Source organism: Vibrio xiamenensis (assembly GCF_900100015.1).
Taxonomy (GTDB): Bacteria; Pseudomonadota; Gammaproteobacteria; order Enterobacterales; family Vibrionaceae; genus Vibrio; species Vibrio xiamenensis.
This window is the reverse complement of record NZ_FNDD01000032.1, coordinates 39,444-54,986: the sequence shown is the minus strand read 5'-3', so window position 1 is coordinate 54,986 and position 15,543 is coordinate 39,444. Positions and strand designations below refer to the sequence as shown.

Annotated in this window: 16 protein-coding genes; 10 read left to right on the top strand and 6 right to left on the bottom strand. The window is 47.6% G+C overall.

Annotation, left to right across the window (positions count from 1 at the left end; translation table 11 throughout):
- Nucleotides 1-3: 3 nt before the first annotated feature.
- The 4 genes from BLS03_RS20650 to BLS03_RS20635 all read left to right on the top strand — a co-directional run bounded on the left by BLS03_RS20650 (nucleotide 4) and on the right by BLS03_RS20635 (nucleotide 3,812).
- On the top strand, nucleotides 4-993 hold the full coding sequence (locus BLS03_RS20650; protein ID WP_093278452.1) for a TRAP transporter substrate-binding protein: 990 nt from the start codon (nucleotides 4-6) through the stop codon (nucleotides 991-993).
- Between the two features lie 59 nt (nucleotides 994-1,052).
- Nucleotides 1,053-1,583 (top strand): TRAP transporter small permease, encoded by a 531-nt coding sequence (locus BLS03_RS20645; RefSeq protein ID WP_093278450.1) that lies wholly within the window; start codon nucleotides 1,053-1,055, stop codon nucleotides 1,581-1,583.
- Between the two features lie 15 nt (nucleotides 1,584-1,598).
- Nucleotides 1,599-2,900, top strand: a complete 1,302-nt coding sequence (locus BLS03_RS20640; RefSeq protein WP_425445123.1) for a TRAP transporter large permease — start codon at nucleotides 1,599-1,601, stop codon at nucleotides 2,898-2,900.
- A 144-nt stretch (nucleotides 2,901-3,044) separates the two neighbouring features.
- Nucleotides 3,045-3,812 (top strand): IclR family transcriptional regulator, encoded by a 768-nt coding sequence (locus tag BLS03_RS20635; protein ID WP_093278446.1) that lies wholly within the window; start codon nucleotides 3,045-3,047, stop codon nucleotides 3,810-3,812.
- A 73-nt stretch (nucleotides 3,813-3,885) separates the two neighbouring features.
- On the opposite strand, the gene crp is transcribed toward BLS03_RS20635, so the two are convergent.
- The 6 genes from crp to BLS03_RS20605 form a co-directional block, all read right to left on the bottom strand.
- Nucleotides 3,886-4,518: a cAMP-activated global transcriptional regulator CRP gene (crp, locus tag BLS03_RS20630; RefSeq protein WP_004410522.1), complete on the bottom strand. Its 633-nt coding sequence runs from the start codon at nucleotides 4,516-4,518 to the stop codon at nucleotides 3,886-3,888.
- A gap of 241 nt (nucleotides 4,519-4,759) precedes the next feature.
- Nucleotides 4,760-5,629 carry a phosphoribulokinase gene (locus BLS03_RS20625; protein ID WP_093278445.1) on the bottom strand — a complete coding sequence of 290 codons (870 nt, stop codon included), beginning with the start codon at nucleotides 5,627-5,629 and terminating at the stop codon, nucleotides 4,760-4,762.
- Nucleotides 5,630-5,807: 178 nt separating this feature from the next.
- Nucleotides 5,808-6,017 (bottom strand): YheU family protein, encoded by a 210-nt coding sequence (locus tag BLS03_RS20620; RefSeq protein WP_093278443.1) that lies wholly within the window; start codon nucleotides 6,015-6,017, stop codon nucleotides 5,808-5,810.
- Nucleotides 6,018-6,058: 41 nt separating this feature from the next.
- A complete protein-coding gene (locus BLS03_RS20615; RefSeq protein ID WP_093278441.1) occupies nucleotides 6,059-7,033 on the bottom strand; it encodes a hydrolase in 975 nt (324 codons plus the stop codon).
- Nucleotides 7,030-7,521: a TIGR02444 family protein gene (locus BLS03_RS20610; protein WP_093278439.1), complete on the bottom strand. Its 492-nt coding sequence runs from the start codon at nucleotides 7,519-7,521 to the stop codon at nucleotides 7,030-7,032. The genes BLS03_RS20615 and BLS03_RS20610 overlap by 4 nt, the downstream gene beginning before the upstream one ends.
- Nucleotides 7,518-9,440, bottom strand: a complete 1,923-nt coding sequence (locus BLS03_RS20605; RefSeq protein ID WP_093278437.1) for an ABC transporter ATP-binding protein — start codon at nucleotides 9,438-9,440, stop codon at nucleotides 7,518-7,520. The genes BLS03_RS20610 and BLS03_RS20605 overlap by 4 nt, the downstream gene beginning before the upstream one ends.
- Nucleotides 9,441-9,585: 145 nt before the next feature.
- Here BLS03_RS20605 and kefG point away from each other — a divergent pair, with 145 nt between their 5' ends.
- The 6 genes from kefG to BLS03_RS20575 all read left to right on the top strand — a co-directional run bounded on the left by kefG (nucleotide 9,586) and on the right by BLS03_RS20575 (nucleotide 15,387).
- Nucleotides 9,586-10,146, top strand: a complete 561-nt coding sequence (kefG, locus tag BLS03_RS20600) for a glutathione-regulated potassium-efflux system ancillary protein KefG (protein WP_093278435.1) — start codon at nucleotides 9,586-9,588, stop codon at nucleotides 10,144-10,146.
- A gap of 1 nt (nucleotide 10,147) precedes the next feature.
- A complete protein-coding gene (gene kefB, locus BLS03_RS20595) occupies nucleotides 10,148-11,944 on the top strand; it encodes a glutathione-regulated potassium-efflux system protein KefB (RefSeq protein WP_093278432.1) in 1,797 nt (598 codons plus the stop codon).
- Nucleotides 11,945-11,960: 16 nt separating this feature from the next.
- Nucleotides 11,961-12,158 (top strand): YheV family putative zinc ribbon protein, encoded by a 198-nt coding sequence (locus tag BLS03_RS20590; RefSeq protein ID WP_093278431.1) that lies wholly within the window; start codon nucleotides 11,961-11,963, stop codon nucleotides 12,156-12,158.
- Nucleotides 12,159-12,245: 87 nt separating this feature from the next.
- Complete coding sequence (slyD, locus tag BLS03_RS20585; protein WP_093278429.1) at nucleotides 12,246-12,809, top strand: peptidylprolyl isomerase; 564 nt, start codon at nucleotides 12,246-12,248, stop codon at nucleotides 12,807-12,809.
- 182 nt (nucleotides 12,810-12,991) lie between these two features.
- Nucleotides 12,992-13,933, top strand: coding sequence for an isoaspartyl peptidase/L-asparaginase family protein (locus tag BLS03_RS20580; protein WP_093278428.1), 942 nt, complete (start codon nucleotides 12,992-12,994; stop codon nucleotides 13,931-13,933).
- 137 nt (nucleotides 13,934-14,070) lie between these two features.
- Nucleotides 14,071-15,387, top strand: coding sequence for an adenylosuccinate synthase (locus BLS03_RS20575; protein WP_093278426.1), 1,317 nt, complete (start codon nucleotides 14,071-14,073; stop codon nucleotides 15,385-15,387).
- The last annotated feature ends 156 nt before the right edge of the window (nucleotides 15,388-15,543 follow it).

Here is a 15,543-nt window from a genome sequence, read left to right as displayed (position 1 = left end):
TTCATGTTTAAACAATCTGCCCTAAAGCTTGCCACAATCGCGACAGTTGTCGGTGGTGCGCTGAGTTATTCATCACTAGTTAGCGCGGCAACAGAAATTAAAGCGGCGTTTAACCAATCTGATAAACACCCGCAGTATCTGGCTCTAAAAGATTTTGGTGACAAGTTAGCGCAAGAAACTGACGGTCGTTACAAATTAACCATTTATCCAAACGAGCTATTGGGCGACCAACGTGCGGCCCTTGAACTGGTTCAAAATGGCGCAATCCAAATGGCAGTTGTCGCCAACCCACTGGTGGAGAACTACGACAAAACATTCCGCGTTATTGGTATGCCTTATGTTTACACCGGCTCTGAGCACCAAGAAAAAGTCTTCACTTCTGGCGCGTTAGATGAGCTGTTCAACTCAACTAAAAAATACGGTTTTGAAGTACTGACCGCATACACCGCAGGCGCACGTAGCATGTACACCAAAGGCGGCGCAGTGACATCGGTTGCGGATATGAAAGGTAAGAAAATCCGTGTGATGCAGTCAGACACCATGATCAAAATGCTGTCTTGTATGGGGGGTACAGGCGTACCAATGAGCCAAGGTGAAGTATATACCGCAGTACAACAAGGCGTTTTGGATGGTGCGGAAAACAACGAAATCACTTATTCCGATCTTAAGCAGTACGAAGTAGCACCTTACTTCTCAGCAACTCGTCATCTGATGGTGCCAGACTTGGTGGTCATCAGTAGCTACTTCCTAAACTCGATGTCAGCCGATGATCAAGCAACCATCAAACGTTTAGCGAAAGAGAGTACGCCAGAAGAGTTCAAGTTGTGGAATGCTCAAATTGAACAAGCTAAGAAAGTGGCGCAAGACAAAGGTGCAACCTTTACTGAAGTTGACATCAAACCATTCCAAGAAGCTTGTCATGGCTTACAAGAGGCGTTAGTTGAAACGCCTGCGCAAAAAGCGTTGTTTGAAAAAATCACCGCTCTGCAGTAATCGCGTGTGAACGTCAATGGTCGAGGTGAATGCCTCGGCCTGACTAAGGTTTGAAAGTTATGTTGAGCAATGAACAAAGTGGCTTGCTGAGAGCGTTCGCTACGCTCAAAAAGTGGGTCGATAAGCTAGTGGCTGGCGTCTGTATCTCGATTGTCGCTGCCATGACCATTCTGGTTACCTACCAAGTGGTAGTCAGATATCTATTCAATAGTCCAAGTGCGGTGAGCGAAGTGTTATCGCGTTATCTGTTTATTTGGCTAATTCTGATCGGCAGTGCCTATGTGTTTGGTTTGAAAGAACATATGGCGATTTCCTTTGTAAAAGAGAAGTTTTCTGCCAAAGCACAAATTTTTGTCGAAATGCTGATAGAGCTGGTCACTGTAGTGTTCGCCTTAGCGATCATGATCTTTGGCGGCTACAACAGCGCAGTGAGACAAATGTGGCAGTTAGATTCTGCTCTGCAAATTCCAATGGGAGTGATTTACGCAGCGATTCCGCTAAGTGGTGCTCTGATGGTGTTCTATTTCTTATATAACGAACTGCAGCTGGCTTCACGTTTGAAGCAATTGCATTCGTCTACTGGCAACTAGGAGTAAGGTATGGACATGGCTTTAACCGCTGCCTTAATCATGTTTTCAGGTGTGGTCTTTTTTCTGGTTATCGGTGCGCCGATAGCGATCAGTGTCGGTATCTCTTCGTTCGCTGCTATGATGATGATTTTGCCAGGCCAAGGTGCCATGGTTACCTCGGCGCAGCGTATGTTTGTCGGTTTGGATTCCTTTGCACTGCTGGCGATTCCGTTTTTTATTCTGGCCGGTAACATCATGAACAATGGTGGTATCGCAATACGGCTGATCAACTTTTCTAAAATCGTCAGTGGGTTCTTTCCAGGTTCACTCGCGCAAACTAACGTTGTGTCAAATATGCTGTTTGGCTCGATCAGTGGTTCAGGCGTGGCTTCAGCTGCAGCCGTTGGCGGTATCATGTCGCCAATTCAGAAAAAAGAAGGCTACGATAAAGCGTTCAGCACCGCGGTGAATATCGCCTCGGCACCAACGGGCATGTTGATTCCGCCGAGTAATACTCTGATCGTTTACGCGACAGTGGCGGGCAGTGTGTCGGTTTCGGCGCTATTTATGGGCGGCTACATTCCGGGCATTTTGTGGGGGCTTGGTGTGATGACGGTGGCGGGTATCATGGCTAAACGTCGTGGTTACATCGCAAAAAACCGTATGACACTTGCAGAGTGCGTAAAAGTGTCAATGGAAGCGATTCCAAGCTTATCACTGATTATCGTGGTGATCGGCGGCATTTTGGGCGGTGTATTTACCGCAACAGAAGCGTCGGCGATTGCGGTGGTTTACTCGTTATTCCTGAGCTTATGTTACCGTTCGCTGGATTTTCGTAAGTTGCCGGATATCTTCCTGCAAACGGCGAAGATGTCGGCCATAGTGATCTTTATGTTGGCGACGTCATCGATTATGTCGTGGGTGATGGCATTTACCCAGATTCCAGGCATGATTGCAGATTTCTTATTGTCACTGACCGATAACCCAATCATCATTCTGCTGATCATCAACGTGGTACTGTTGTTTGTTGGTACTTTTATGGACCCAACTCCAGCGGTACTGATCTTTACTCCGATCTTCCTACCTATCTGTATGGGTCTGGGCATGGATCCGGTGCAGTTTGGTATTCTGTTGGTGTTTAACTTGTCGCTTGGCACCATCACGCCACCCGTTGGGCCGATTCTGTTTACCGGCTGTAAGGTCAGCGGCATCAGTATTGATGCGGTAATCAAAACCTTGTTGCCATTCTTTGTGGTGATCGTTGGTGTCTTGATGTTGGTGACTTACGTTCCGGCCATTTCCATGACTCTGCCTGAGGCCATGGGGCTAATCAAGTAGCACATCAGCGTGATTCACTTTCAATAACCTCGATTTCGATCGAGGTTATTTTGTATTTCAACTTCTTAGTTATCAACGTCAAACAATGATCGCGCAGTCAGACTAGTGTAATCTAAGCTCAAAGTTGTGGAATGATACTTGTCTATGGAACCGAGTAAAAAAACCGAATATCGCGCACCTGCGTTAGAGAAAGGGCTCGATATTCTTGAGTTATTGGCCGCCCACGGTGAGCCTTTGACCAAAAAGCAGATTGCTGACAGTTTGAACCGTAGTGTGAACGAGATCTTTCGCATGCTGTCGGTGCTGGTGGAAAAGCAGTACATCGAGTTGGAACCGCTCAGCTCAAGCTACTCGCTGACGCTGAAAATGTTTGCACTTTCAAATCAACATCCGCCGATTGCTCAGCTGTTAAAGCGCGCTGCGCCGCTGCTGGATGAACTGTGCAGTAAGGTCAATCAATCGTGTCATTTAAGCCGGTATAAAAATGGTGAAATGGTGGTGATTGCCCGCGAAGAAAGCCCATACAAAATGGGTTTCAGTCTGCGTTTAGGGTCTAAGATTGATATTTGCTCGTCGGGCTCGGGGATCGTGTATCTGAGTTTTAGTTCAGCGGAGCAACGTCAAACGGTGCTTGAGTGTGTTGATGCAACCGAAGAGGAAATCACGCATGCTCTGAGCCATGTGGAAAAGACTCAAGCACAAGGTTACTACGTCGGCGACAGCCCGCAGATTTCCGGGGTGACCAATATTAGTGTGCCGATCTGGGGTGTGCAGGGTGATGTGTTGGCAGTGCTGACCATTCCTTACATGACACTTAACTCTCGCACGGTTCATCACCACATTGAAGACATTGAGCACACCAAGCAAGAGCTGCTGGCGGTAGCGAAATGCTTAAGCCAAAACCTCGCTTAACGTGAGATTGGTGATCTACAGGTAATAAAAAAGCCACCGTAAGGTGGCTTTTTTGCTAAGCGAGATGCTTATCTTAGCGAGTACCGTAAACCACGATGGTTTTACCGTGCGCTGAAATCAAGTTTTGCTCTTCAAGCATTTTCAGAATACGACCCACTGTTTCACGTGAACAGCCAACGATTTGACCGATCTCTTGACGAGTGATCTTAATCTGCATGCCGTCTGGGTGAGTCATTGCATCTGGTTGTTTCGCTAGGTTAAGTAGCGTTTGTGCAATACGACCAGTTACGTCAAGGAACGCTAAGTCACCCACTTTTTGGCTAGTCACTTGTAGGCGGCTTGCCATTTGCGCAGAAAGGCGCATTAGGATGTCTGGATTCACTTGAATCAACTGACGGAATTTCTTAAATGAAATTTCTGCCACTTCACATGGTGATTTTGCGCGAACCCAAGCTGTACGTTCTTGGTCTTCTTCGAATAAGCCGAGTTCACCGATGAAGTCACCTTGGTTAAGGTAAGAAAGAATCATCTCTTTACCTTCTTCATCTTTAATCAGTACCGCAACAGAACCTTTTACGATGTAGTACAAAGTCTCTGCTTTTTCGCCCGCGTGGATCAGCGTGCTTTTTGATGGGTACTTATGAATATGACAGTGTGAAAGAAACCACTCTAATGTTGGGTCGGTTTGAGGTTTACCTAGAACCATAATATCTCACTTCCTCTGCAGGGTACGCTTGCCACTTTCCATATTTTAGCGAAGCTTTTATACAAGCTTCCTAGGATAAGAGCACTTAATAAATGCTGCAAGCTATCTTGTGTTTCAGTTAGAAATAGTATCCTTTTTAGAAAACGATTTCTTGATTTTAATCGGGTGATATACCTATAAACCTACGCAAAAATGTGCACATGATCACGGTATGAAAACTAATCACGTTACGTGGACTTATTTACCCGATTTTGCCTGTCTCGATTAACTGCTGTAGGAGCGGTCTCACGATTAGCTCCATGGCAAAACTCATCTTGCCGCCAGGGACGACGATGGTGTTGTGACGTGACATGAACGACCCATCAATCATCGCAAGTAGATAGGGATAGTCAACATTTTTAATCCCTCTGAGGCGAATCACGACGAAACTTTCGTCCAAACTTGGAATCCCTTTGGCATTAAGAGGGTTTGACGTGTCCACGGTTGGAACGCGTTGAAAGTTAATATGGGTGCGTGAGAACTGCGGTGTGATGTAATTTAGGTAGTCATCCATTGAGCGAACAATCGAGTCCATCACCGCTTCACGGGAGTGACCGCGATCACGCGTATCGCGAACGAACTTTTGAATCCACTCTAAGTTAACAATCGGCACCATGCCGATAAGAAAGTCGACATGCTGGGAAACATTCACTTCTCCATCGACCACTCCGCCATGCAGTCCTTCGTAGAACAAGACATCGGTATCGCTTGGTAGTTCTTGCCACGGCGTGAAAGTACCGGGCATTTGGTTATATGGCACGGCTTCGTCAAAGGTGTGTAGGTAACGGCGAATTTGTCCAACCCCTTCGTGACCATATTTGCGAAAGAATTCCGCTAAGGACTGAAAATCATTGGCTGCAGGGCCGAAATAGCTGATGTGTCTACCTTGCTCGCGTGCTTTACGAATTTCGACATCCATTTCTGGGCGCGTAAAACGGTGAAAGCTATCCCCCTCAACCCAAGCGGGTTTGATGTTCATCATATTGAACATTTTGCGAAACGCTTCTGAGGTGGTGGTGGTACCGGCTCCGGACGAACCCGTCACCGCAATGATCGGATGTTTTGCTGACATGACAAACCCTGTCTAAATAAATACTGTCCTGAAAAGCCCAGTGAAACTTGGCTTAAACAAGTAATTTCGGTCATTTTTAATTCAGTCACTATAGCATGAAGTCATGGTGTGTCACCGGGTGGTTAGCGGTAAAGTGACTGAGAGTCGTAAGCGGGCAGAATGCGCAGGAGTGGGGAGATTAGAAACGATTGGTCTGAATATCAACCGACTCGTGTAACTCCGAGTAGACCACAACCGCTTTATTGGCTTTGAGCTGAGCTTTCACCTGCTCAATCTTACTTTCTAATGTCGTTTCCGCGTCGCCGTAATCGGTTCCTTCACGCAAGACAAATTCACGAATCAAATTGTCCAACGTTTCGGGCGCAATATCCTGCCATGGCACAATCATAAATACCTCGTTCTTTTATGATGCAATAAGCTTTGCGGCTATTATGCCGTTTTTAAGCTCTGATAGTAAGCGGGCAGTGCTTGCTCTAGCCAGAAACAGGGCTTAAATGCACTGCCAGATAAAAAGCCGACATGGCCGCCGTTATCAAACAAGCGATAGTCGATATTACTTGGCAACACGAACTTAGGGATCACCGCGTCGGTCATAAACGGGTCGTCTTTGGCGTGAATAAACTGAGTTGGCAAACGAATCGACTTTAAGCGATGAATGGCCGAGCATTGCTGATAGTAATCTTGCGCATCTTTAAAGCCGTGTAGCGGCGCAGTAATCAAATCATCGAACTCATGCATGCGCGTCATACGTTTGATGCTTTGATAAGAAATGCCGATTTCGCCTTGCAATAATCGATGCTTACGCAACGCGTTGTGCTTCATTGAGCGCATCAAATACGAGCGATAGATTTTAGAAAAACCCAGCTCGATACGCTGAGAACAGGCGGATAAATCTAATGGCGCGGAGATAACGGTTGCCGCATCAAGTAGCGGTTTCTCGGCGTACTCAGCTAAATAGTTGGCGAGCATATTGCCGCCAAGGGAAATGCCAGCAGCCACTTTGCGTTGCTGTGGAAAGTGCTGGTGAACATGTTCGAGAAATAGCCGAGCATCTTCAACTTCGCCAGAGTGGTAGGCGCGTGCGAGTCGATTCGGTTTACCGCTACAGCCACGAAAATGCATCATTACCGCCAGCCAGCCCTGTTTGGCGAACGCGTTCATTAAACCATTGGCATACGGGCTATAAAAGCTGCCTTCCAGACCATGAAACAGAATAAACAGTGGCTTAGATTGAGCCGCTTCGGTTTGCCAATCTTCGCTCCATGCCAAGTCTAGGAAGTCACCATCAGGCGTATCAATGGTTTGCCACACCGGTTCAAACAGCGCTTTTTTACGAATAAAGCGCGGAGCCAAAGTTTGCAAGTGAGGATTGGTTAAGCCTGTCGCGGCGATAAATTGGGTCATAAATCTGCTTCACGATTACGATTATGAGGAACGGGAGTACAAAACGCTGGGTATAAATGTTCGCCTCCCAACTGTCGGCAATAACGTAGGGTGAGAGCGTCGTCATGGTTTGGGATCAGCGGCAACTGATTAAGGCAATCGACTAAATCGGACTGCTGTTGACGTTCAAGTTGCAGTTCAAATTGTAGCGACTCTCGATACAGAGTGTCAGGCAGGTGTAACTTAAGCTTTTTTCTTAGTTCACGATAACTATTTAGCAGCGCTTCCGAGCGACCAAGACATGCTTCGACTTGAAGCCACTCTTGGTCTTTGAAGGTGACTTGCTGTTCATCAAGCCACTTCAAGAGCATGAGTAAATTAACATTACCGTGAAACTGATTTTGAAGCTTTAAGCATGCTTCTTTGACTTCTTGAACGCCGTAATACTGCAGGCTGAACTGCCATAAGCGCTCAAGAGTTAAAGAAATATTCACCTGCTTATCACTCATTCGGCATTGAACTCCTGTTCCATGGATTCGAGGGTCTCTTGCTGGGTCATCCATTCCATTTCGACCTCTTCTAACTCAGCTTTAGCGTTGGCTTGCTGAGTTAACACCTCATTTAGTTTAGCCTTATTTTCCACTTCATACAGGCTGTTATCAACAAGCTGCGATTCCGCTTCGGCTAATTTTTGGTTGAGTTTATCCATTTGCGCTTCAAGTTTGGTGATCAACTTACGAATTGGCGCGGTCTGCATACGAAATTCTGCTTCGCGACGTTTTTGTTCTTTTCGCCCGGCAGCGCTGTTGCTGCTGTCTTTAGCAGGTTGCTGGGCTTGGGCTTCTTTACGCTGCGCTTTTTGCTGTTCGGTAAGCCATTTGTAATAGTCGGTTAAATCACCGCTAAATGGCGCCACTTGGCGATCGTGCACCAGATACAAATCATCCGCGGTAGCGCGCAGTAGATAGCGGTCGTGGCTGACGATAACCATTGCGCCTTCAAAGGTTTGCAAAGCCATAGTCAGAGCTTGGCGCATATCTAAGTCGAGGTGGTTAGTCGGTTCGTCGAGCAGCAATAAGTTGGGTTTTTGCCATACGATAAGCGCCAGCACCAAACGGGCTTTTTCACCACCAGAAAACGGCGCTACTTTCTCCAGCGCTTTATCACCTTGAAAACCAAAGCTGCCTAGGTAGTTACGTAATTCAAGCTCGTTTTTGTCCGGAGCTACCTGCATCATATGCTGCAGCGGCGTCTCTTCCGGATGCAGGGTTTCTAATTGATGCTGAGCGAAGTAACCGATTTTCACCCCTTGCGAATAATTAAATGTGCCGGATGCTGCGGCTAAGTCGCCCGATAGCAGTTTGATCAGCGTCGATTTACCCGCGCCGTTGCGCCCCAGCAAACCGATACGGCTGCCCGGAACCAAGTTAAGGCGAATTTTTTCCAAAATTAAATGGTCGCCGTAGCCTGCGCTGACTTCATCCATCATCAAGATCGGGTTAGGCAGTGCGGAAGGCTCACGAAACTCAAAGCTAAATGGGTTATCAAACTGAGCCGGTAGCACTTTCTCAAGGCGTTCTAGCGCTTTAATACGGCTTTGCGCTTGGCGCGCCTTGGAGGCTTTATAACGGAAGCGGTCAATGTAGCTTTGCATATGCGCCATTTGCTTTTGCTGCTTCTCAAACTGCGCTTGTTGCAAGATCATCTTTTGCGCACGTTGCTCTTCAAACGATGAGTAGTTACCGGTGTATTCGTTGAGCTGCTGATTTTCGACGTGAATGATGCGGCCAACGATTGGGTCGAGGAAATCGCGGTCATGGGAAATCAGCACTAGTGTGCCCGGATAAGTTTGTAGCCAGCGTTCTAGCCACATCACGGCGTCCAAATCCAAGTGGTTGGTCGGTTCATCAAGCAGTAACAGGTCGGAGCGGCACAATAGCGCTTGCGCAAGGTTTAAGCGCATGCGCCAACCCCCGGAGAATTGGGTCAGATCCCAGCTCATTTGCTCTTGGCTAAAACCAAGGCCGTCAAGCAGTTCAGCGGCACGAGCGCGAATACTGTAGCCACCAATGGTTTCAATTTTGCCGTGTAGCTCCGCTACTAACGTGCCGTTGTCTTGTTGCTCGGCGCTCGCCAGCTGGCTTTCTAGATCACGATATTCACGATCACCGTCAATAACATATTCGATTGCGCTACGCTCAAGAGCAGGCGTTTCCTGTGCAACCCAAGCCAATTCCCACTGAGTTGGTAAACTGAAAGAACCGGCATCGATGCTTAGTTCATCTTTCATTAATGCAAACAGGGTAGACTTACCACAACCGTTTTTGCCCACGAGACCGACTTTGTCGCCGGGATGAATGGTGGCGCTGGCTTGGTCGAGTAATGGCGTGCCACCACGCAGTAATTGGATGTCAGAGAAGGTAATCATATTCTTTGTGCTTTTGGTTTCCGCTTATCGTCCCGCATAGTAGGGGGATTGGCGACAAAAGTCGATCATTGCGTTATGGGCTGCAAAAACGTATAACAAACTGATAACCAAGATTGAATTTATTGATAGGGTGGCTAATTACGGAATGACAGACACGCACACAGCTTTGCCAAAGATTTTGGTGATTTATGCTCACCCTGAGCCGAATAGCTCGATCGTCAACCGCGTTTTGATTGACCAAATCAAAACACTTCAACACGTCACCATTCACGACCTTTACGGTTGTTACCCCGACTTCTTTATTGATGTTCATGCCGAACACCAAAAACTGCTTGAACATGACGTGATTGTGTTTCAACACCCGCTTTATATGTATTCCTGCCCAGCACTGCTCAAAGAGTGGCTGGATAGAGTGATCAGCAAAGGTTTTGCGTTTGGCGGAGGCAGTGCGTTGCAAGACAAGATTTGGCGCAGTGTGATCACCACAGGTGGGCGAGAAGAGGCATTTGGCGAAGAGGGGTATAACAAGTACCCACTTGAGCAGATTTTGCAGCCTTTTGAGTTGACCGCGGCACTGTGCCGCATGACTTGGGTTGAACCTCTGGTGTTGTACTGGGCGCGTAATGTGTCTGACCAACAACGCGCCCAGCACGCTCATAGTTACTATCAATGGCTATGTAATCCGCTTAGCGAGTTAGGAGATTAGCATGCAGACAGGCAACGATTTTCTCGTTATCGCCATGGTGTTTCTTACCGCTGCGGTAGTTGCAGTGCCAATTGCGCAGCGTCTTGGACTTGGGTCGGTGATCGGTTACTTACTGGCTGGCGTGGTGATTGGTCCGTGGGGGCTTGGGCTGATTAACGACGTCGAAGCGATTCTTCATTTCGCCGAGTTTGGTGTGGTGCTGCTGCTGTTTCTCATCGGTCTGGAACTTAACCCGAAAAAGCTGTGGCAGATGCGTGGGCCAATCATTGGCCTTGGCGGCGCGCAAGTGGTCGTCACTACTGCGATGATCGCCAGCGCGGTGAATTTGATGGGATTTGCTTGGCAGGTCAGCCTCGTGATTGGTATGGGGCTGGCGTTATCGTCAACCGCCATCGCTCTGCGAGTAATTGAAGAGCAGGGCTTAGCGAGAACTGAAACCGGTCATTCAGGTTTTGCTGTATTGCTGTTTCAAGATATTGCCGTGATCCCTATGCTGGCATTTATGCCACTACTGGCAGGAAGCGCCGGAGGTAATTGGCTTGATGCGGTGTGGATGCTTGCTGGCGTAATAGGTTTGATGGTTGGCGGTCACTTTTTATTGCGCCCGCTGTTTCGCTATGTGATAGCCACTGGCGTGCGCGAACTGTTTACCGTGACGGCTCTGTTGATGGTGATTGGCATTGCGCTTTTGATGGAACAACTTGGCCTTTCGATGGCACTGGGGACTTTTTTAGCAGGAGTGTTACTGGCTGAAAGCGAATATCGACACGAGTTGGAAATTGCGATCGACCCGTTTAAAGGATTGCTGCTCGGCTTGTTTTTTATCGCTATCGGTATGGCGGTTAACCTCGGCTTAATTATCGAAAAGCCGCTGATGATTGTGCTCGCCGTGCTTGGGTTAGTGGTGATGAAAGGCGTGGTGCTATATGTGCTGGCTCGAGTGGCGGGAACCCACTCGAAAGCGCGCAGTCGCATGGCGGCGATTCTTAGCCAAGGCGGCGAATTTGCCTTCGTCATTTTCACCGCCGCTAGTGGACAAGGGCTGCTGGAAAAATCGCAAACGGAACTGCTGTTGGTGGTGGTGAGTTTATCGATGGTGACCACGCCACTGCTGCTGCTCATCCAAAACCGCTGGTATGCTCGCGGACTCAACAGTGATAAAAGTGAGCAAGTCGAAAGCCCGATTCCCAATAATCAGCCGCGCGTCATCATTGCGGGTTTTGGCCGCTTTGGCCAGATTGTCGGGCGGCTTATGTACGCCAACAAAATCAAACTGACTATTTTGGAAAGTGATGCCAGCCAAATTCGTCTGCTGCGTAAATATGGCTACAAGGTGTTTTATGGTGATGCCACTCAGTTGGATCTGCTGCGTGCGGCGGGTGCCGATGAAGCCGAAGCTCTGGTGATTTGTACTGACTCCCCCGATGAAATCATCAAAATTGTTGAGCTATGCCAGCAGCATTTTCCTCACTTGAAACTCTTAGCTCGTGCTCGCAGCCGTGTTGAAGCATATCAACTGCTTAGCTACGGAGTGAGCCATTATTCGCGTGAAACTTACCTCGGTGCTTTGGATCTCGGCCGTCAAGCTTTGGTGGAACTTGGTATGCACCCATATCAAGCGAAGCGCGCCGAAGCACATTTTCGCAAGCTTGATAATGCTATGCTTAAAGAACTCATTCCTCAGCATAATGAGGATAAAAAGCTGGCTCTGCGCGCCAAAGAAGCACGTAAAGAGCTGGAAGAGATTTTTGGTCGAGAAATGGAAAGCGACCAACAATCAAAGCATTACTGGAATTAGGATGTAGGAACCCAAAGTGACCAAGAAGAGATTCATTGCTGGAGCCAGTTGTCCCAAATGTCAGCAGCACGATACGCTGCGCTGGTGGATCGAAAATAATATCGAGTTGGTCGAATGCGTCGACTGCGATTATAGCGAACAGCGTAAACCCCAGTCTGTTGAAAAAACTCATCACGCTGAGCAACAAATGATCGGAATTTTTAAGCCAGACTGATTGAGTTTCGCTGACGCTTCTTCATAATACGCAGCTAAATACATTGATCTTGAGTATTACTCTCAAGCCAGATGCCTCGGAGCAAATATGAAAATTGAAAATAACGTAGTCGTAAGTCTTGCCTACCAAGTGAAGATGGAAGACGGTGTGGTTGTTGACCAATCAACAGTAGACGCGCCACTCGATTACCTACACGGTAACAACAATCTGATCCCTGGTCTTGAGAAAGCCCTTGAAGGTCAAAAAGCAGGTGACAAATTCTCTGTGACTGTTGGCCCTGAAGAAGCATACGGTGAGCACAGCGATGACCTAGTACAACGCGTTCCTGCTAACGTGTTCCAAGGTGTTGATACGCTTGAAGTAGGTATGCGTTTCCTTGCCGATACTGACCAAGGCCCAATCCCAGTAGAAATCACTGAAGTTGACGGCGAAGAAGTTGTGGTTGATGGTAACCATATGCTTGCTGGTCAAACTTTGACGTTTGATGTTGAAGTCGTCGCGGTACGTGAAGCAACAAAAGAAGAGATCGAGCACGGTCACGTTCACCAAGCACATGGCCATGATCATGACCATGGTGACGGTTGCTGTGGCGGCCACGGCCATGATCACGACCACGAAGGTGGTTGTTGCGGTGGTGGCGGTTGCCAGTAATCTCGCTTAATTGAGGGTGAATTCACCCTAGTAAAAAGCGCAATCGGCTTCGGCAGGTTGCGTTTTTTTGTACCAGACGGAAACGTATGACAGGCGGTTAGTGATGGGTAGGCTAACAAGTCACTTGACAAGCGAAAAGCGATGACCGCATTCTCGATAAGTTCACACATGGAGGGAAATCGATGAGCAAACCATTTTCTATTGCGATTCACGGCGGCGCCGGAACCATAGTTCGCGAGCAGATGACTGCTGAGTTGAAAAGCGCCATTTTGGCTGCGTTGGAAGCATCGGTACAAGCTGGACATCGTATATTGCAACAGGGCGGAGATGCGCTGGATGCCACCGTCGCTGCAGTAGAAGTGTTGGAAGATTCTCCGCTATTTAATGCCGGTAAAGGTTCGGTCTTTACTCACAAGGAAATCGTTGAAATGGATGCATCAGTGATGCACGGCAAAGAGAAAGATGCCGGAGCGATTGCAGGTGTACGTCATATCAAAAATCCGGTCTGTTTGGCTCGCGATGTGATGCGTAAAAGCGATCATGTGTTTCTGATTGGCGAAGGCGCAGAAGAGTTCGCGTTTGAAAACGGCTACGACTATACCGAGCAAGACTATTTCTATACCGACCGCCGCTATGAACAATTGCAGACCATGAAAGAAAAAGGCGCATTTGCGCTTTCGGAATCTAAATTCCCTGACGACCGTAAATTCGGCACCGTTGGCGCGGTGGCTCTCGATCAACATGGTAATTTGGCCGCTGCGACTAGCACTGGCGGCATCACCAATAAAAAGTATGGTCGAGTCGGGGATTCCGCTGTGATCGGCTCCGGTACTTATGCTGAAAACGGTAACGTCGCGGTCTCAACCACGGGAATGGGCGAGTATTTTATTCGTCAAACCGTGGCCGGTGATATCGCGGCGCGAATGCGTTATCTCAAGCAAGATCTCGTAACTGCTTGTGATACGGTGATTAATGGCGAATTGAAGGATATGGGCGGCGAAGGTGGACTGATTGCCGTGGATGGCAGTGGTCAAATTCACTTTGCGATGAACAGCAGTGGAATGTATCGAGCATCTATTGATACCTCTGGTGAATTAAGTATAAAAATCTACGCTGACGAATAATATTGGCCTAGAACAGCACGAGATATTGTCCAAACAGATTGTTACCATTCGATTGCGTTTTTATGCTTAAAAAATGACTGCATCGATTGCTTATCGGTGCTAGAATCCATTTTTAACTAGCAATCAGACTTGGAAAGATGGGTAATAACGTAGTCGTTCTAGGCACCCAGTGGGGTGACGAAGGTAAAGGTAAAATTGTTGACCTTTTAACGGAAGATGCAAAATACGTGGTTCGCTACCAAGGCGGACACAACGCAGGACACACTCTAGTCATTGACGGTGAAAAAACCGTTCTTCACTTAATTCCATCAGGTATTCTTCGCGATAACGTTAAATGTGTTATCGGTAACGGTGTAGTTCTTTCACCAGAAGCCCTAATCAATGAAATGAAACCTCTTGAAGAGCGTGGCATTCCGGTGCGTGAACGTCTTTTCATTTCTGAAGCTTGTCCTCTAATTTTGCCGTACCACATTGCTTTAGACCAAGCGCGCGAAGCCGCTCGTGGTAAAAAGGCGATTGGTACCACTGGCCGTGGTATCGGTCCTGCATACGAAGATAAAGTCGCTCGTCGCGGTCTTCGTGTTGGCGATCTTTTTGATAAAGAAGCGTTTGCAGAAAAATTGAAAGAAGTCATGGAATTCCATAACTTCCAATTGGTTAACTTCTACAAAGCAGAAGAAGTTAGCTATGAATCAGTGCTTGAGCAAGCAATGGGCTATGCTGATTTGCTGACTTCAATGGTCATCGACGTCACTGACGAACTTGATGCAGCACGTAAACGCGGCGACAAAATCATGTTTGAAGGCGCGCAAGGTACCATGCTAGATATCGACCACGGTACTTACCCATACGTGACCTCTTCTAACACAACCGCTGGTGGTGTTGCTGCAGGTTCTGGTTTTGGTCCGCGTCATATCGGTTATATCCTTGGTATTGCTAAAGCGTACTGTACTCGCGTGGGTTCAGGCCCATTCCCAACTGAGCTATACGACGGTCTAGAAAAACAAGATCCAGTCGGTAAGCATTTGGGTACTAAAGGTCATGAATTTGGTGCGACAACGGGTCGTTTACGCCGTACTGGTTGGTTTGATGCTGTGGCTATGCGCCGTGCGATTCAAATTAACTCAGTCACTGGTTTCTGCTTAACTAAGCTTGATGTGCTTGATGGTATTGAAGAGCTAAAAATCTGTACTGGTTACAAAACCGCAGATGGCAGCATTCTGAAAGTCTCACCAATGGCTGCAGATGCGTTTGAAACCGTAACCCCAATCTACGAAACCATGCCTGGTTGGAGTGAAAATACTTTCGGTGCTAAATCACTGGAAGATCTTCCTCAAGCTGCGCTTGATTACATCAAACGTATTGAAGAGCTAACCGGCGTGCCAATTGATATTATCTCTACTGGCCCAGACCGTAACGAAACCATCATTAAGGTTCACCCATTTGAATCTTAATTCCTGATTCAGGTTTTATTGAATATCAAAGACCGGCCAGTAGGCCGGTTTTTTTATGCTCAATTTGCTGCTATGTTGAACAAGTGACGGCAAGCCTTTGCCAGTGATATGGCAAAAAGCGGCTAAAGAGTTGGCATCGATTGCCGATAACTTTAT